Annotated in this window: 15 protein-coding genes; 10 read left to right on the forward strand and 5 right to left on the reverse strand. The window is 39.1% G+C overall.

Annotated features, from left to right (window positions below):
* Positions 1-8 precede the first annotated feature (8 nt).
* The 5 genes from smc (at position 9) to GO593_RS10200 (ending at position 8,834) form a co-directional block, all read left to right on the forward strand.
* Entirely contained in the window at positions 9-3,458 is a 3,450-nt protein-coding gene (smc, locus tag GO593_RS10180; RefSeq protein ID WP_001239967.1) for a chromosome segregation protein SMC, read from the forward strand.
* Between the two features lies 1 nt (position 3,459).
* On the forward strand, positions 3,460-4,497 hold the full coding sequence (locus GO593_RS10185) for a cell division protein ZipA C-terminal FtsZ-binding domain-containing protein (protein ID WP_000405211.1): 1,038 nt from the start codon (positions 3,460-3,462) through the stop codon (positions 4,495-4,497).
* 94 nt (positions 4,498-4,591) lie between these two features.
* Positions 4,592-6,628: an NAD-dependent DNA ligase LigA gene (ligA, locus tag GO593_RS10190; protein WP_001018837.1), complete on the forward strand. Its 2,037-nt coding sequence runs from the start codon at positions 4,592-4,594 to the stop codon at positions 6,626-6,628.
* 253 nt (positions 6,629-6,881) lie between these two features.
* Positions 6,882-7,346, forward strand: coding sequence for a heteropolymeric bacterioferritin subunit Ftn (gene ftn / locus GO593_RS10195; protein ID WP_001214863.1), 465 nt, complete (start codon positions 6,882-6,884; stop codon positions 7,344-7,346).
* A gap of 294 nt (positions 7,347-7,640) precedes the next feature.
* Complete coding sequence (locus GO593_RS10200) at positions 7,641-8,834, forward strand: MFS transporter (RefSeq protein ID WP_100223353.1); 1,194 nt, start codon at positions 7,641-7,643, stop codon at positions 8,832-8,834.
* Positions 8,835-8,901: 67 nt separating this feature from the next.
* Here the strand turns inward: GO593_RS10200 and GO593_RS10205 are convergent, their stop codons facing one another.
* Positions 8,902-10,332 (reverse strand): alpha,alpha-trehalose-phosphate synthase (UDP-forming), encoded by a 1,431-nt coding sequence (locus GO593_RS10205; protein ID WP_000040106.1) that lies wholly within the window; start codon positions 10,330-10,332, stop codon positions 8,902-8,904.
* On the reverse strand, positions 10,320-11,171 hold the full coding sequence (otsB, locus tag GO593_RS10210; protein ID WP_001088233.1) for a trehalose-phosphatase: 852 nt from the start codon (positions 11,169-11,171) through the stop codon (positions 10,320-10,322). The genes GO593_RS10205 and otsB overlap by 13 nt, the downstream gene beginning before the upstream one ends.
* A 356-nt stretch (positions 11,172-11,527) precedes the next feature.
* On the opposite strand from otsB, the gene GO593_RS10215 reads away from it, so the two are divergent.
* The 5 genes from GO593_RS10215 (at position 11,528) to bioD (ending at position 16,195) form a co-directional block, all read left to right on the forward strand.
* Complete coding sequence (locus GO593_RS10215) at positions 11,528-12,262, forward strand: alpha/beta hydrolase family protein (protein WP_000776130.1); 735 nt, start codon at positions 11,528-11,530, stop codon at positions 12,260-12,262.
* Between the two features lie 90 nt (positions 12,263-12,352).
* A complete protein-coding gene (bioA, locus tag GO593_RS10220) occupies positions 12,353-13,633 on the forward strand; it encodes an adenosylmethionine--8-amino-7-oxononanoate transaminase (RefSeq protein WP_000131443.1) in 1,281 nt (426 codons plus the stop codon).
* Between the two features lies 1 nt (position 13,634).
* On the forward strand, positions 13,635-14,792 hold the full coding sequence (locus tag GO593_RS10225; protein ID WP_000054324.1) for an 8-amino-7-oxononanoate synthase: 1,158 nt from the start codon (positions 13,635-13,637) through the stop codon (positions 14,790-14,792).
* On the forward strand, positions 14,789-15,538 hold the full coding sequence (gene bioC / locus GO593_RS10230; protein ID WP_000055887.1) for a malonyl-ACP O-methyltransferase BioC: 750 nt from the start codon (positions 14,789-14,791) through the stop codon (positions 15,536-15,538). The genes GO593_RS10225 and bioC overlap by 4 nt, the downstream gene beginning before the upstream one ends.
* Positions 15,539-16,195 carry a dethiobiotin synthase gene (gene bioD / locus GO593_RS10235; RefSeq protein WP_000016600.1) on the forward strand — a complete coding sequence of 219 codons (657 nt, stop codon included), beginning with the start codon at positions 15,539-15,541 and terminating at the stop codon, positions 16,193-16,195.
* A gap of 51 nt (positions 16,196-16,246) precedes the next feature.
* Here the strand turns inward: bioD and rluB are convergent, their stop codons facing one another.
* From rluB to GO593_RS10250, 3 genes are read right to left on the reverse strand one after another with little or no spacing between them, the layout of a single operon-like run.
* Positions 16,247-17,170 (reverse strand): 23S rRNA pseudouridine(2605) synthase RluB, encoded by a 924-nt coding sequence (rluB, locus tag GO593_RS10240; protein WP_001291250.1) that lies wholly within the window; start codon positions 17,168-17,170, stop codon positions 16,247-16,249.
* A gap of 41 nt (positions 17,171-17,211) precedes the next feature.
* Complete coding sequence (gene scpB, locus GO593_RS10245) at positions 17,212-17,808, reverse strand: SMC-Scp complex subunit ScpB (protein WP_000093856.1); 597 nt, start codon at positions 17,806-17,808, stop codon at positions 17,212-17,214.
* The gene (locus GO593_RS10250) at positions 17,805-18,596 is read right to left on the reverse strand and encodes a segregation and condensation protein A (protein WP_001076479.1); all 792 of its coding nucleotides are present in this window, start codon (positions 18,594-18,596) and stop codon (positions 17,805-17,807) included. The genes scpB and GO593_RS10250 overlap by 4 nt, the downstream gene beginning before the upstream one ends.
* Between the last annotated feature and the right edge of the window lie 108 nt (positions 18,597-18,704).

Here is an 18,704-nt window from a genome sequence, read left to right on the forward strand (position 1 = left end):
AGGGCATTATGCGTTTAAGCAGTTTAAAACTTTCCGGCTTTAAATCTTTTGCAGATAGTACAACTTTAAATTTTAAGGCGAACCGCACAGCAGTGGTTGGTCCAAATGGTTGTGGCAAATCCAATGTTATTGATGCAATCCGCTGGGTGATGGGGGAGTCAAACGCTCGTCAGCTACGTGGTGGTAGCATGCAAGATGTTATTTTTACCGGAACATCCAAGCGTAAGCCAGTTGGTGTTGCCAGTGTAGAACTGCATTTTGACAATACCTATGGCAAATTAGGTGGAGCTTATAATGCTTATAATGAGCTCGCAGTTCGTCGTCAGGTAACTCGCGAAGGTAAATCTGAGTATTTCTTAAATGGTACACGTTGCCGCCGCCGTGATATTACTGACATTTTCTTGGGCACAGGGTTAGGGCCACGCTCTTACGCAGTCATTGAACAAGGCATGATTAACCGCTTGGTTGATGCCAAACCTGAAGAAATGCGTATTTTCATTGAGGAGGCAGCAGGTGTTTCCCGCTATCAGGCGCGTCGCCGCGAAACCTTGCAGCACCTTGAACATACGGAGCAAAACCTTTCACGTTTAGAAGATATTGCGCTTGAGTTAAAATCGCAGCTTAAAACACTTAAGCGTCAGTCAGAAGCAGCGGTTCAATATAAAACGTTAGAAAACCAGATTCGTACACTCAAAATTGAAATTTTGTCTTTTCAGGCAGAGAAAAGTGTACGCCTACAAGAAGAATATACTGTTCAAATGAACGAACTGGGAGAAACTTTTAAATTAGTTCGTTCAGAATTAAGTACGATTGAACATGATTTAGAATCTACCAGTGCTTTATTTCAGAGACTTATTCAGCAATCTTCACCACTACAACAAGAATGGCAACAAGCCGAAAAAAAATTATCTGAGTTGAAAATGACTCTGGAACAAAAACAGAGTTTATTTCAGCAAAACAGTACAACCCTTGTTCAATTGGAACAACAAAAAGCTCAAACGAAAGAACGTTTACAGCTTTCTGAATTACAGCTTGAAACACTGAATAGCCAGTTAGAAGAACAAACTGAAGCTTTAACAGCAGTTGAGCATACAGCAGCTGAAGCAGAGCAAAATTTTGCCAGTTTACAATCACAGCAACGGCAAGCGCAGCAACAATTTGAGCAAGTAAAAGCTCAGGTTGAAAAACAACAGCAGCAAAAAATGCAAATGTCTGCTCAAATCGAGCAATTAGGCAAAAATGTTCAGCGCATTGAACAGCAAAAAGAAACGCTGCAACATCAAGCAAACCAGATCCAATCGCAAGTACACGAAGATGAACAAGGCGAGCTTGAGCAATTACAGCAGCAGCTTTGTCGTGAAATCTCAACGCTAGAAGCTGAAATTGAGCAGTATGTGCAGCGTATTGAACAAGCTCAACAAGCGCATCAGGTAAATAAAAACCAGCAGCAAACGTTAAAAACAGAAATACAGGTTTTATTATCAGAGCAGAAAAACTTAAGCCAGCTTGTTGCTAAACAAAGTCCAAAGCAAAACCAAGATACGCTACGTTTAATGCAGGCTCTAGAGTTAACAGAGCAGGGCAAACCACACGCACAAATTATTGAAAAGTTTTTAGCAAAATGGTTACAGGCACATATTGTTGAAACTGAACAAGCCTTTCAGGAAGGAATTGCTCGCCAGTTAAAGCCTTCAGAGCAATCAAGCAAATTTAAGGGGAACCTGACTTGCTTGAATGATTGGATTGCATCGCCACAGCTATCAATATTCTCGAATGTAGCGATTGCACAAGATTTATCTCATGCTTTAAATGAACAAAAGCAACTGCAATATGGCCAGTCTATTTTGACTTTAGATGGTTATCATGTCGGGCAAGATTGGGTAATTGCTCTTATGTATGATGACGAAAGTCAAAGTGCGCAAGGTATGCTCAGTCATCGTATTCGTCTAGACGAAATTGAACAAGTTCTTCAAAAGCAGCAACCAGAATTACAAGCATTAGATCAAATTATAGTTCAGCAAAAAGATGAGCTAGGACAGTTACAAGTTGACCTACAGCAAAAACAACAAGTCATTAAACAAAAACAAAAAGACTTGCAACAGCTTGATGTACAAATTGCCAAGCAACAAACCGCAGCACAAGCATTTTTATTGCAAAAACAGCAATTGAAAGATCAACTCGCTCAATTAGATACGCAGCTTGAAGAAGATGCGATGCAAAAAGATGATCTTGAAATTGATTTGCATGCATTGGCAATGAAGCTCGAAACTATTTTACCTGACTATAAAACTTTGCAATTTCAGGTAGAAGAATTAACAGAGCAGCTTGAGGAACAGCAACAAGTCTTACAACAGCAACAACAAGAACGTGAGATTTTACGACGTAATAGTACGCAGACAACTCAACAAATTGAGCTGCTTGAAAAAGATATTTCGTTCTTGCAGAGCCAATATCAACAAATTACAGCGCAAATGGAACAGGCGAAAAAGTTTGTGGACCCTATTCAGTTAGAGCTGCCAAACCTTGAGTCAGAGTTTCAACAACAATTTGCTCAAACCGAAAAGCTGCAAAAGACATGGAATGAATGGCAGATTGAGCTTAATAGTGTCCAAGAGAAGCAACAAACGCTTACAGACCAACGCCATCAATACCAACAGCAAGATGAAAAGCTTAGAGAGCAGCTTGAAGCCAAACGTTTAGCATGGCAAGCCGCCAAGTCGGACCGTGAGCACTATCAAGAACAGCTCAAAGAGTTAAATGCCGAGCTTCAAACGGGTTTGAAAATAGATTTAAATGAACACCAGCAAAAACTAGAAAAAGTACAGAAACAGTTTGAAAAAATCGGTGCAGTTAACTTAGCTGCTTCACAAGAGTTTGAAGAAGTTTCTCAGCGTTTTGATGAGTTGAGCCACCAGATTCAAGACTTGGAAAATACGGTAACTCAGTTAAAAGATGCGATGAAGAGCATTGACCAAGAAACCCGTAAGTTGTTTATGTCGACTTTTGATCAGATTAATCAAGAGTTACAAAATCTATTTCCAAAAGTTTTTAATGGTGGTGAAGCCAGTTTAAGCCTTGAGGATGATTGGCAATCTGGGGTTAAGCTCATGGCGAGACCCCCAGGTAAGAAAAACAGTTCTCTAGCATTACTTTCCGGTGGAGAAAAAGCGTTAACAGCGTTAGCATTAGTATTTGCTATTTTCAGGTTAAATCCGGCACCGTTTTGTGTACTCGATGAAGTGGACGCTCCACTCGACGATGCGAATGTACAGAGATATTGTAATTTGGTAAAAGAGCTTTCTGAACATGTACAATTCATTTACATTACACATAATAAGCTGGCGATGACCATGGCAACTGACTTGTTGGGTGTAACCATGCCTGAACCGGGTACATCAAAATTAGTCACTGTCAATTTAGAACAGGCAAAAGAATACGGGTTAGTTTCGGAGTCATAGAATGGAAATCAATACGATTATTGGCATCGTTGTTGCCATTATTATCATGCTAATTGGCTTAAGAATGATTTTAAAAAAGCCGAACCATGCTGAACCCTCGCTAGACAGTGATTTGCATATTAATCCTGAAAGTAATCAACCGGTTATCCCTCGTCATGTACGAGATCAACTTGAACAGCCAGAAGTTACTGTTGCGTCAGCAGCCGTTGCTGAACGAGTGGAACCAACTTTAAGCGAGCCAGCACAGTCAGAAGAAAAGGGAACAAAAGAACTAGAACAGGCTTCACAAGCTCAAACAGTCCAGACACAAGTACCCGTTGAAAATACGCCAGTAGAAGTAGAAGAAGTTAAAGCTGAAGAAAATACTGTTAGCCCAACTGTAAGTGAAAATAGTTCAGTTGAGTTAGTTGATACCGTTTCTGCTGAACCAGAAGTTGTTAGCTCATCAGAACCAAAAGTTGCAGAAGGGCAACCGAAAACTGAGCCGGAATTAAGCTTAAATCCAAATATCGAAACTGCTGAAATTGCTGAGTTTGAAGGTGAAAGCAACATTCTTGATGTACATTTACATGAGCAGCAGCGTTTTGATGACGAAAGTGCGTTAGCAATGGCTGAGCAGATTATCGCATTAAATGTATATCCAAATCCGCGCCGTGCGTTATCGGGTGATAAAGCACTGAAAGTGCTTTTAAAATATGGTCTACGTTACGGTGAAATGTCTTGTTTCCACCGCTATGAAAATACCGATGAGCCAAGTGCACTGATGTTCTCTGTATTGCGTATGACTGATAATGGTCCTGCTGGTTTCGATTTAGAAACTTTATCGACTGAACAAGTTCAAGGCTTAGCATTTTTCCTTGCACTTCCAAACAGCAAAGCTGTTACCGGTTTTGACATGATGACCAGTATTGCAGGCCTTATTGCTCGTGAAATTGATGGTAAGGTTTATGATGAAAATAACCTTGAATTTACGCCACAGTTAAAAGAACATTGGCGCCATCATGTGATTGATTATCGTCCAGCACAGGCAACAGCCTAGTTTAAATTTTTGGTATAGGTTGCGATAATTGCAATATATCTAGTCGCAGCTCAGGGTGGAGAAATTTCCACCCTTTTTTATGGTGAATAAAATAATGGCAATAACTTCCGTGATCGAACAGATGCGTCAGCTTATTCAACTGATTGCAAAGCATAACCATGCCTACTATGTCATGGATCAGCCGACAATCTCGGACAGTGAATATGATCATTTATTTCATCAGTTAAAAGCTTTAGAAGAACAATATCCGGAACTTGTACAAGCCGACTCACCAACAATGAAAGTAGGTGGTCAAGCGCTTTCAAAATTTGAGAGTGTGACGCATGTGGTGCCAATGCTTTCACTTGGTAATGTATTTAACCAAGAAGATTTATTTGCATTTGCACGCCGTGTAGAAGAGCGACTTCCGAACCAGAAAGTACAATATGAAGTTGAGTTAAAACTCGATGGCCTTGCGATTTCAATATGGTATGAAAATGGTGTACTCGTTCGCGGCGTAACCCGTGGGGATGGCGAAACGGGTGAAGACATTACTCAAAACGTTAAAACCATTCGTAACTTACCTAAAGTTCTGCATTCAGAAAAATATGAAATACCTCGTCTACTTGAAGTACGTGGTGAAGTATTGATGCCAAAGTCTGGTTTTGAAAAACTCAATGCTGACCAAGAAGCAAAGGGAGAAAAAACCTTCGCTAACCCTCGAAATGCAGCCGCTGGAAGTTTAAGACAACTTGATCCAAATATTGCTGCTGCTCGACCTTTGGCATTTTATGCGTATGGGATTGCACAGTGTGAACCAAATCATGGCCTAACAACCATGCATGATAGCTTGCAATGGTTAACGGAACTTGGGTTCCAAATTGCTGAGCGTCAGTACTTGTGTAATTCAATTCAAGAAGTACAGCAGCGCTATGAGCAAATTCAGCAAGAACGTCCAAACTTGCAAGTTGAAATTGATGGCATGGTGGTGAAGGTTGATGACCTAAAACAACAACAGCAGCTTGGTTTCTTAAGTCGTGAACCACGCTGGGCAACTGCTTATAAATTCCCGGCACAAGCTGCATTAACTACAGTTGAGCAGATTGACTGGCAAGTAGGGCGTACAGGGACTTTGACCCCTGTAGCACGCTTAAACCCTGTTTTTGTGGGTGGTGTGACTGTTTCTAACGTAACGTTGCATAATATTGGGGAAATTCATCGTCTGGATGTACGCATTGGCGATACGGTAAGTGTATATCGTACGGGTGACGTGATTCCTAAAGTAGAAAAAGTTTGGCCGGAGTTCCGTCCTGCTGAAGCAGAAGTTGTTCATTTACCAGAGTCCTGCCCAGTATGTGCTTCGCCTGTAGTGATGCCTGAAGGTGAGGCTCTCGCACGTTGTTCAGGCGGTTTATATTGTGCCGCACAGCGTATTGAAGCCATTCGTCACTTTGTATCGCGTAAAGCGATGGATATCGAGGGCTTGGGAGATCGTTGGGTAGAATCTTTATTACGTCTCGATTTACTTAAAGATGTTGCTGATATTTACCATTTGCATGAGCACAGAGAAACTCTCTTGGGCATCGAAAAAATGGGAGAAAAGTCAGTACAGAACCTAATAGATGCGATTGAAGCAAGTAAGAAAACAACTCTAGCACGTTTTATTTATGCATTAGGTATTCGTGGAGTAGGTGAAACAACGGCTAGAATGTTAGCAAATACATTTCAGACGCTAGAGGCACTTAAAGCTGCGAATGTAGAAGCTTTAAAGAAAACCCCAGATGTAGGGGATATTACAGCAGAGTGGATTGCTGACTTTTTCTTGGCACCGCATAACATTGAAGTACTCGATCGTTTAATTGCCGCAGGAATTCATTGGGATGCACCAACAGCACCAACGCGTCAACCTTTAAATGGTGAAAGCTGGGTACTTACAGGTACATTAGAACAAATGACCCGTGATCAGGCCACTCAAATGCTACAGGCATTAGGTGCACGAGTAAGTGGGAGTGTTTCTAGCAAAACAAAATGTGTAGTTGCTGGTGAGAAGGCGGGTTCAAAATTAGAAAAAGCTGCGAAGTTAGGTATTCCCGTCATGAATGAAACAGATTTCTTATCACTCATGGCAGGCTATGGGCAAACTTTGAGCTAAAAGTATAGCGAAATAAGAACCATTGATTTTAGTTACAAATTTATAAATTGATGGTTTTTGCTATATTTGAACGCTTGTCTGAGCTTATAAATCGGACAAGCGTTTCTTTTTGCAAAGGAAATTTAAATAACTTAAACTGCAAATGCGTATGTTTCTCATTTTAATTTGATAAAAATCATAAACTTAACTATTTTTTGTTTTGCAATCATTTTTAAGTTTGCCCATAATAGACTCATACGATAGGAGATTTATTATGCGTGGCAATCCAGAAGTCATAGACTATTTAAATATGCTCATTGGCGGAGAGTTGGCTGCCCGTGATCAATATTTAATCCATTCTCGTATGTATGAAGATTGGGGCTTAAACAAGATTTATGAACGTATTGACCATGAGATGCAAGAAGAAGCGTCTCACGCCGATGCGATTATTCGTCGTGTATTATTTTTAGGTGCCAAACCAAACATGCATCGTGAAGATATCAATGTTGGTACAGACGTTGTATCTTGCTTAAAAGCTGATTTAGCACTTGAATATCATGTGCGTGAAAAATTAGCGACAGGTATTAAACTTTGTGAAGAAAAAGGCGACTACATCAGTCGTGACATGTTACGTCAACAATTATCAGATACTGAAGAAGACCATACTTACTGGCTTGAAAAACAGTTGCGTTTAATTGAACTGATTGGCCTGCAAAATTATATCCAGTCTCAAATTTAATGACTTGAAAAACCCAGCCTAGGCTGGGTTTTTTATTGGCTCATTTTAATAAAATGAAGTCACCATTTAAATGTTAATTTTGCCAAATTGAATATATTCAAAGCCTTACTACATAAGGCTTTGGCAGTTACAAAAAAGTCAGAAAATTTGTATCAGACTCCATGTTTTTTTTGTGGAATTGGATATAATTTCGCCAACAAAAACCCTTGCCTAGAAATTTAATGAGGCAAGGGTTTTTCTATGGGGAATCGGTTGGTATGGATCGCCAATGGTTTTATGGTGAGCTTCGCGTATATGTTATTTTCCAAACCTGCTGTTTTAGATACAGCTACTCTCTTAAGTACACAACGATTAGCAACTCGTCTTAGCTTTTTTAGCTTGGGCTTTGCGATATCTGCATGGGCACCACTTATTCCGTATGCTCAGCAACGTTTAAACCTAAATCATGCAAATTTTGGTTTATTGCTGCTTTGTATGGGAATCGGCTCAATGATTGCTATGCCTGCGACTGGGGCATTAGTTAAGCGTTGGGGATGTCGTCCATTAATTGCTGTGGCAACCATACTCTTGATGATATTACTACCAAGTTTAACGATCTGGCATAGTCTTGTATCGATGGCTGTAGCGTTATTCATTTTTGGTACGGCAGCAGGTAGTCTTGGCGTTGCTATCAATTTACAAGCAGTTGTGGTGGAAAAGCACAGCTTACGTGCGCTCATGTCTAGTTTTCATGGTATGTGTAGCCTTGGCGGTTTAATCGGTGCCATGCTTGTCACTGCACTATTAGCAATTGGCCTTTCACCACTCATGAGCACATTGTCTGTAGTCATGGTTTTATTGGTGGTGAGCTTTGTTGCCATTCCATCTGCCTTAACAACATTTGAGCAAGATGAACAAGGTGCAGCGGAAATAACTGACGCGCCTAAAAAATCTTCACGTCCGAATGGTACGATCCTTTTGATTGGGATGATGTGTTTCATTGCCTTTTTGTCAGAAGGTGCGGCAATGGACTGGGGTGGTATTTATTTAACTAGTAAATACCAGCTTAATCCTGCATTTGCTGGGCTGGCTTATACTTTCTTCGCGCTTAGTATGACAAGTGGTCGTTTTGCAGGGCATATCTTGTTAAAACAGTGGGGTGAGAAAACTATTGTGACTTATAGTGCAATTGTTGCTGCTCTTGCTATGGTCACTATTGTGATGGCACCTGTTTGGCAAGTTGTCGTATTGGGTTATGCACTTTTAGGTTTAGGCTGTTCTAATATTGTACCAGTCATGTTCTCTCGTGTTGGACGCCAAAATGATATGCCTAAAGCAGCGGCACTGTCTTTAGTGTCAACGATTGCTTATACAGGTTCATTAAGTGGCCCAGCCTTAATTGGTTTGATTGGCCAGTGGACTAGCCTAACCACCGTCTTATCAGGAGTGGCGGTTTTATTAACCATGATTGCTATACTCAATCGCTTTACTCTTGTGAAGGCAAAGTAATTTAAGCTTGCTTACCAGCCGCGGAACATCGAGAAAAACATCCTCGATGTTCCATAAGCTTAAATTATTATAAGACATGGTAAGTAGGTTGATACTTTTCTTGTAAGGACAACTTAGACTTTGTGAATGTCGGAGAATTTTCTAAATCCTTCAAGAAATTATTTCGCCAATCGCTCAGGTCAGTAGCTGCTAAACCTTCTATTAACTGTTCATAACGATTAATACGTTCAGCTTTTGACATCTCTAGAGCGGTTTTTAAAGAATCCATCATGGCTGCTCTATCTAATGGATCAACAATCAATGCTTGAGTCATTTGTTCAGCAGCACCAGCATATTTAGATAAAATCAGCACACCTGGGTTCTCTGGATCTTGAGCCGCAATATATTCTTTTGCGACCAAATTCATACCATCACGTAATGAGCTAATCCAGCAAATGTCAGAACGACGATAAATATGCATCAAGCTGTCATGTTGAACTGTGTCGAAGCAACAATCGATAGGTCGCCAATCTTCATGAGCAAACTCTTCATTAATCAGCTCTAATTTGGCCTTAAAGCGTTGGTATAAGCGTTGATAGGCTGGAATATCTGTACGTGAAGGAGTTGCAACTTGAAGGTGACGTACCAATCCATGATATTCAGGATTAGTTTCAAGGAAAGTTGCAAATGCATTGAAACGTTCAAGTAAACCTTTTGAATAATCAATCCGGTCAACCCCAATAATTGTTTTTTGACGTGGTATATCTTCAAAGTTAAATACGTATGGTGTATGAAAGGCCTGTTGTGCTTGGCGCTGAATAAGCTCTGGCTGAACACCGATAGGATAGGACTTAATCAAGATTTGACGTTTCTTATAGCTGATTCTGTCGCTTAGTATTTTTTGAGCTTCAAGTAAGCCCATACAAGTTTGCATACAGGTGTTCTGATCGGTTTGAGTTTGTAAACCAATCACATCATATTGGCAAAGATCTTGGACCAACTGTAGTGCAACTGGGATCTTGCGCCAGATATTTAAGCTTGCGAAAGGAATATGCAAAAAGAAACCGATTTTATTTTGCATACCTAATTCACGGCAATGACGAGCTACGCTGAAAAAGTGATAGTCATGCACCCAAATAAGATCATCAGGCTGAGCAATCTGTTGTAATTTTTCAGCAAATAAACGATTGACCTTTTGATAGGTATTATATTCTTCTGCATTATATTCGATCAGGTCATCCCGATCATGCATGGCTGGCCATAATACTTTATTGGCAAAACCACAGTAGTACTGTGCATATTGCTGATGTGTAAGAGGGCAGGTAATGTAGTCGATCCCATGAGAATATGCCTGATCGAATTCAGGCGCTTCAGTATCGGTAATTTGCTGACCATTCCAGCCTAACCAAATGCCGTTACTATCATTTAATGCGTCTTGTACAGCTACTGCAAGGCCACCTGCTGAAGCCTTACCCGATGGCATACTAATTCGATTCGATAACACGATTAATTTAGACATATTTGTTCTCCATTCTGATCTTGACTATTTTTGACGTATAACTTTTTTATTTTTTCTAGGAAGAAAAAAAGAAAATTAGAAACACTATTAATATCTTTTAATCTATATTGAGCTTCTGTTTCACCAGAACCTACTTTAATTGAAGTGCCAAACTGTTGATTAATAAAAGTGAAACCTGATTCGTCCGTTAAATCATCTCCTATAAATATGGGGTGAATTAACGGTAAATTAAGATGATTTAATATTGTTTGTATTGCTTTACCTTTATCTGCCTGTTTAGGTAATAATTCAACGACAAATTTCCCTCTATTTAATTTTAATTGAGGATAAAAATATTTAATCTGTTGCATAATATAAATTGCATTATTTTCTAATTCCGGGTTTTTTCGATAATGTAAAGCAATAGAATTTCCTTTATCCTCAATTAATAAATCGGGATATTTTTCACAAGAATTTATAATATCTTCTTTTAATTTTTGAAAATTAATATCGCTTAAATCCGGGCGAATATAAGTATCAGAATCAAAATAAATATCTAAACCATGTAAGCCCGCTATAGGTAATTCAATAGACTGAAGTAGCTTACTCGCTGTTTCAACATCACGTCCTGTTACAGCAATCACCGGTATATTTAATTCAATAATTTTTTTTATAACTTCTAAGGTGGTATTTGGAATAAAACTATGCTCAGGATGAATTTGAAATGGAGCTAATGTTCCATCAATATCCAGAAATAAACAATAATTTTTATCTGTAGGTAAGGTATTTATAATATCATTGGGTGTAACAAAATATGTATCTTTTTCTCTCCCATCAGATATTATACTTTGACTGTTCATATTTGCCTGCCCATATTTTTTTGATCAATATTTAATCTTCTAACATTAAAATGAATTGATGAGTCATTTTTTTTAATAAAAAAACATAAGTATTAACATTAATTACATTGCATAATGGATTTATGGGTGAAGTGTGGATTATGTTGTTTTTTGATTTGCTTCAATGTTTAGATAATTAAATTTTTGTATATTTCATATAAATATTTTAGGCCTTATTTATCAATATATTTCAGAATATTTAACAGCCCTAAATAGTTGATTTTACTTTTTTGAATTCAAATTTTATATTGATTTTAAAAGATATTTTAAATTGATATTAATATATAATTTCTATAAATTTGTCTTTGAGCGTGCATATGAAGTTACAAAATAAAATTTTATTGATTACAGGTTGGGGAGTAGGAATAGAACCTTTGCAATCGTTAAAATTAGGTTTAACGAAAGCTGGGTGTGACACGCAACTTATTAATATTTTTAATGTTTTAGATGGTGGCTTTCACGATCAGCTTGATTTTTTAACTGATATTGATGTGGTTGTAGGTTGGTCTTTAGGTGGACAGTTAGCAACATACCTGATTGACTTTTTTTATAAACAAACGGGCCAAACTAAAACGTTAATTACGCTTGCCTCTAATCCTTGTTTTGTGGCTAATACCTCGTGGCATACTGCTATGCCTGCTGATGTATTTAGTCAATTTAAAGCATCCTTTTTACAGAATCCCCAAGCTACTTTAAAACGTTTTTATTATTTAATTACACTTGGCTCATCTCAGGCAAAACAAGATTGGCTTAGTGTACAAAACATAGCAAATCCGCCCTCAAATAAACTGTTGTTAGAAGGTTTGCAAATGCTTGAGCAGCTAAATTTGGTAGATAATTTGAAAACCTATCCAGGACGACAGCTTCACCTGTTTGCTGAACAGGATAATGTCATTCCTTGCAAGATTATGGAAAATTTTAAAGATATAGCGACAGAAAACATGAGTTATAAGCTAATAAAAGATGCTACACATGCTTTTCCCTACTTACAGGTAGAAAGAACAATTGAAGAAATCTGCCAATTTTTAACAATTCATCAGCAAAGTTCATAAGCTTTGATTGATCTCGCAATTTTCTTTCATTCTTAACAGGTTTAACATGTGCTAAATGAAAGATTTGATTGCTGTAAAAAGGTATAGAGGATGACCGATAATTTTGATTTGGAACATATTTGGCATCCATATACTTCAATGACCCAACCTTTACCCACATTTAAAGTGAAGCGTGCCTATGGAGCAACGATTGAACTTGATGATGGTAGAACTTTAATTGATGGTATGTCATCTTGGTGGTGTGCAATTCATGGCTATAACCACCCTGAACTTAATCAGGCAGTGACCGACCAGCTACAAAATATGTCTCATATCATGTTTGGCGGTTTAACTCATGATCCTGCTATTGAACTTGGCAAAATTCTTTTAAAAATTACACCGCCGAGTCTCGATAAAATTTTTTATGCAGACTCAGGTTCCGTTGCCGTTGAAGTTGCTTTGAAAATGGCTGTGCAATTCTGGACAGCACAAGGCCAGCCACAAAAAACAAATTTTATTACTACACGTTCTGGTTATCACGGTGATACATGGAATGCGATGTCTGTTTGTGATCCAGTGACAGGCATGCATCAGATTTTTGGTACCAGCTTACCGAACCGTCTTTTTGTAGCAGCTCCGCAAACCAAATTTCATGAGGAGTGGAACCGAGAAGATATTGCCGAGTTAGAGCAAGCTATTCAGCAAAATCATGAAAACCTTGCTGCACTTATTATTGAGCCGATTGTCCAAGGTGCAGGGGGCATGCGCTTTTATCACCCTGAATATTTACGTCAGGCTAAAGCGCTTTGTGAACAATATCATCTGTTATTAATTTTTGATGAAATTGCCACTGGTTTTGGTCGTACCGGTAAGCTTTTCGCTTGGGAACATGCACAAGTTGAGCCAGATATTATGTGCCTAGGTAAAGGGTTAACAGGCGGTTATATGACTTTGTCTGCGACCTTAACGACAAAGCATGTAGCAGAAACCATTAGTCGCGGTGAGGCTGGGGTATTTATGCACGGCCCAACTTTTATGGCCAATCCACTCGCTTGTGCCGTTGCTTTAAAAAGTACGCAATTATTAATTGAGCAAGATTGGCAGGCCAATATTAAGCGAATTGAGCAACAGCTTAGCCAATATTTAATGCCTTTAAGCCAGCTTGATTATGTTGCTGATGTAAGAGTGCTCGGTGCAATTGGTGTGGTAGAACTCACCTTTAATGTCGATATGAAAACTTTACAGCAACAATTTGTAGAGCGTGGAATCTGGATTCGTCCTTTTGGAAAATTAGTTTATGTCATGCCGCCTTATGTCATCACTCAACAAGAGTTAAGTGGCTTGCTCGAACAGTTGGTTGAAGTAGTTAAAACGATGCAGGGGGCACATTAAGATGTCATTGCTCGATCATTTTGCTACAGAGTTAGATGAGTTAAAACGACAAGGTAATTTCAGACAATTTACCCAAAATGTGCAGCATGGCCGTTTTATTACGATTCAAAATAAAACGATGCTCAACTTAGCTTCAAATGACTATCTTGGGTTGGCAGCTGATATTGATCTTCGCCAAGAATTTTTAGATTGCTATCCATTAGAACGCAGCTATTTTAGTTCTTCATCTTCACGTTTATTAACGGGCAATTTTGATGAATATGAACAGTTGGAAAATAGCCTAAGCCAAGCATTTGGTGGTCGGGCGGCTCTATTATTTAATAGTGGCTACCATATGAATATTGGTATTTTGCCCGCTGTTGCTGATAGTAAAACTTTAATTCTGGCAGATAAGTTAGTTCATGCCAGTATGATTGATGGGATCCGTTTGTCTGGTGCCCAGTATGTGCGCTATCGACATAATGATTTACAGCATTTAGAGCAACTTCTACAAAAGTATCATGATGATGACCAGATTGAACGAATTATTGTGGTCACGGAAAGTATTTTTAGTATGGATGGCGATGAAACAGATTTAACCGCTTTAGTCCAGCTTAAAAAACGCTTTGCTAAAACCATGTTATATGTCGATGAAGCGCATTCAATTGGCGTACGTGGACAGCAAGGTTTAGGATGTGCCGAACAATATAATGTAATTCAGGAAATTGATTTTCTAGTTGGTACCTTGGGTAAAGCGCTAGCAGCAGTCGGTGGTTATATTATTTGCCATCCAATTATTAAAGATTATCTCATTAATAAAATGCGTCCGCTTATTTTTAGTACCGCTCAACCTCCGATTGTTATGGCATGGGCAAATTTTATTTTTAAAAAAGTATTAATGGCTCAATCTCAACGTGAACATTTAAAAAATATTAGCCAATATCTTCAACAAGCAGTGGTGCAAAAGGGGTATGTGAGTCCATCGACCAGCCATATTATTCCAGTGATTGTGGGAGAAAGTCAGGCTGCTATCGATAAGGCGAAACAGGTTCAGGAAAGCGGTTTTTATGCCATGCCTGTACGTCCACCAACAGTACCTAAAAATAGTTCGCGTTTGCGCATTTCCTTAACATCAATGGTTGAGCAACATGAACTTGAAGCATTGGTGAGTTTCCTGTGAGTTTGAATAAAAATTTGGTTGCCCAACGTTTTGCTAAAGCAGGGCAAAGCTATTCAAAGCATGCAATTGTCCAAAAACAAATTTGCCAAAACTTAACGAACTTACTAAAGCAATTTTGTCCAAGCACGATGTCACGTGTCTTTGAAATTGGTTGTGGTTCTGGCAATTTAACTCGTCTGCTTGTTGAATCTTTTCAAATTGAAAATTTAGTTTTAAATGATTTGTATGCAGAGGTACAACAGCACTTTAATCATGAAGAACATGTGAAATGGTTAATTGGAGACGTTGAAACCTTAGAATTCCCTCAGCAGCTTGATATGATTGTTTCCGGTTCAGCTTTGCAATGGATGCAAGATTTACCACGGCTACTTCAACATTGCTATGCTGCTTTAAATGAGCAAGGCTGGCTATGCTTTTCAACATTTGGTCCTAAAAACCTCATTGAAATTAAAGAGCTAACTGGGCAAGGTTTAAATTATTGGAATCTTGAAAATTGGAATAGTGCCTTAACTCAGGCTGGTTTTGAGATTTTGCATTTGGCACAGTCAGAAACTCAGCTTTATTTCGATTCGCCTAAAGCTGTGTTGCAGCATTTAAAAGCAACAGGTGTAACGGCAACTGCTCAGCATCGTTGGACTAAGCAATCTTTACAGCAGTTTTATCAAGATTATGACCGGTTTAAGCACACCGAGGGGTACTCCCTAACATATCACCCGATTTATTGTATTGCCCGGAGAATGAAGTAAATGAGTGGCCAGATCTATTTTGTGAGTGGGATTGATACCGAAATTGGTAAAACCTACGCGACAGGTTTCTTAGCAAAATTATGGACTGAGCAGGGTAAAAAAGTAATTACCCAAAAACTTATTCAGACAGGTAATGCTGATATCTCAGAGGATATCCAGAAGCATCGTGAAATTATGGGGCAAGGTTGGTTTCAGGAAGATCATGACAAGCTGACTATGCCGGAAATCTTTAGTTATCCTGCTTCACCTCATTTAGCAACGCGTCTTGATAACCGAGAGATCGATTTTCAAAAAATTGAGAATGCGACTCAAACATTGGCTGAACGTTTTGAAATTGTATTGTTAGAAGGTGCAGGTGGCTTAATGGTACCCTTAACCACCAGTTTACTTACTATTGATTACGTTGCTCAGCATCAGTTTCCTGTTATTTTGGTGACGTCTGGTCGTTTGGGGAGTATTAACCATACATTGCTTAGTCTCGAGGCACTTAAGTCACGTGGTCTGAAATTAAAAGCTTTGGTTTACAACCTAAAAGATGAATCAAAAGATCCATTAATCTCTCAAGATACTTCAAATTATTTGAAGGACTATTTAGCCATTCATTTCCCTGAAGCTGAATGGATTGAATTAGCAAAAATGAATGAATTAAAAAATTAGGCCATAAAAAACCGCTCTAAATTGAGCGGTTTTTTGATTTAAAAGCTTTACTTAGAACTTTTTAAATCCACGGTTAAAACCAGTCGATTTGCGCTGATTACTTGTGTTAGCTGGCGCTTCTTTTTCATCATCACGACGTTGCTGACGTAAGTAACCACCACGGCGTGCTGCCATTGGCTTTTCTGTCATACGTTCGGTGCGACGTTTTGCCATACCAAATAAGCCTGTACCTTGACGTGGTTTTAACTCAACAGATTTTGCCAAGTTGTCGATGTCAGTTTTGTCGAGTTCCATCCAGCGACCAGTACGTAATTCGCGCGGTAAAATGACTGTACCGTAACGAGTACGCAATAAGCGGCTTACTTTAAGGCCTTGTGATTCAAAAATACGTCGTACTTCACGGTTACGGCCTTCTTTCACTACAACTTGATACCAGCGGTTAATACCTTCACCACCAATTTCAGAGAAAGATTCGAATTTGGCAGGGCCATCTTCAAGCTCTACACCGTTGACCATGTTTTGACGTAATTGTGGTGTTACTTCACCCATTACACGTACAGCGTATTCACGTTCAATTTCATTAGATGGGTGCATTAAGCGGTTAGCAAGCTCGCCATCGTTTGTAAAAAGTAATAAACCTGTACTGTTAATATCTAGACGGCCTACCATTACCCAACGGTCATTTGCAATTTGTGGTAAATGATCAAATACGGTTGGACGCTTTTCAGGGTCATTACGTGAACAGATTTCACCCTCTGGTTTATAATAAATCAGTACACGACGACGAATTTCATCTTCGATCTGGAACTGAACTTTACGGCCATCAATGCGTAATTCATCGCCTGGTTCAATGCGCTCGCCAACTTGGGCAACGCGGCCGTTCACACTCACGCGTCCTGCGGCAATAACCTCTTCCATATATCGGCGAGAACCTAATCCGATTCGCGCTAATACTTTTTGCAATTTTTCACTCATGACAGCACAACCTTAGACATAATGATCAACAGTCCACCTCTTTATGACTTCGGTGCATTTGCATCGAGAGCCATAAATGCTTCCTTGGCGTTCTGCAGGGGAGGCAATTGGCCTAGAGAGGCTAGACCAAAAGCATTCAGAAATTGAGGCGTTGTAATTAGCAACGCAGGTCTTCCGGGTAAATCTCTAAAACCGGCTTCTTTAATCCAGTTCCAGTCAAATAGCGTTCTGAGAATCTGACTATTATTAGATACACCACGAATTTGTTCAATATCAGCACGTGTGACCGGTTGATGATACGCAATGACAGCCAACGTTTCTAGTAATGATGGTGACAGTTTTGTTGGTCGCTCTGGCCAAATCTGCGCAATGATATTGCGATATTTGGATCTTACCTGAAAACGAAAGCCCTGCGCAGTTTCAATCAACTCAATGGAACGGCCATGTTGTAAAAGGGCAAGCTGTTGTAAAAGCTGACGAAGCTGTTGTTTGTTATATTGATTATTAAATGCTTCTTTTAAACGGGCAATTGAGACAGGCGCTTCACTCGCAAAAATAATGGCTTCAAGCTGTAATAAAACTTCATGATGAATATCGGCTAATGACAAATCATTATTATTTTGTTCAAAACTGCTCATATTGAAGACCCTTGAATAGCTAGTGGAGCTTCAACTCCTGTAGCAATAATCTTAATCTTTTGTTGTCGGGTCAATTCTAAAACAGCCATAAAAGTTACAACCATTCCCATACGGCCTTGTTGGGGATTAAGTAATTCTTTAAAACTTAACACGTCGCCTGACTCTAATTTCTCTTCAATATAAGCAATACGTTCTTCTAACAGTACAGGCTCTTGCGCAATTGTGTGTGTTACAGGTTCCGGACGGTTAAATACACAGAACAAAGCATCGTGTAATGCTGAAACATCATATCCTTCATAAACAGGTGCAATATGACCTAAGCTTACATTGGCACTGAATGTATCACGGTCAAGAACTGGCATTTGGCCTAAACGTTCAGCGGCTTGTTTAATGCGTAAATAAGTTTCGAGTCGATCGATAAGATCCTGTTTAGGATCTTTTTCGATGCTTACTACAGTAGGCTTAGGTAAAAGTAAGCGAGATTTCAAATCAGCCAATAAAGCAGCCATGACCATATAGTCGGCAGTCAGCTCAATATTTAAGGATTTCATGCTATCCATATAAGCTAAATATTGAGTGGCAATAGGGGCGATATCGAGCTGGATGAGATCAAAACCGTTTTTTTGAATCAGATAAATTAAAAAGTCGAGTGGTCCTTCAAACTGTTCGAGCAAAATCTCAAAGGCAGCTGGAGGAATATAAAGATCCTCAGGAATCGTATCGTGCCACTCATCTAAAACACGGATGTGTGGAACGTCTTCCATGGATTGATGAAGTGATTGGTTCATTACGATTATAAGCCACGCGAATTTTCAAAAGCATGAGACTTGTTTTTCAAGTCAATAAGAGCTGTAGCAGAAGAACAGCAGATAGTGAGAAGCATTCTAAAGGAATTG

Origin of the sequence: Acinetobacter baumannii, assembly GCF_009759685.1 — a bacterium.
Taxonomy (GTDB): domain Bacteria; phylum Pseudomonadota; class Gammaproteobacteria; order Pseudomonadales; family Moraxellaceae; genus Acinetobacter; species Acinetobacter baumannii.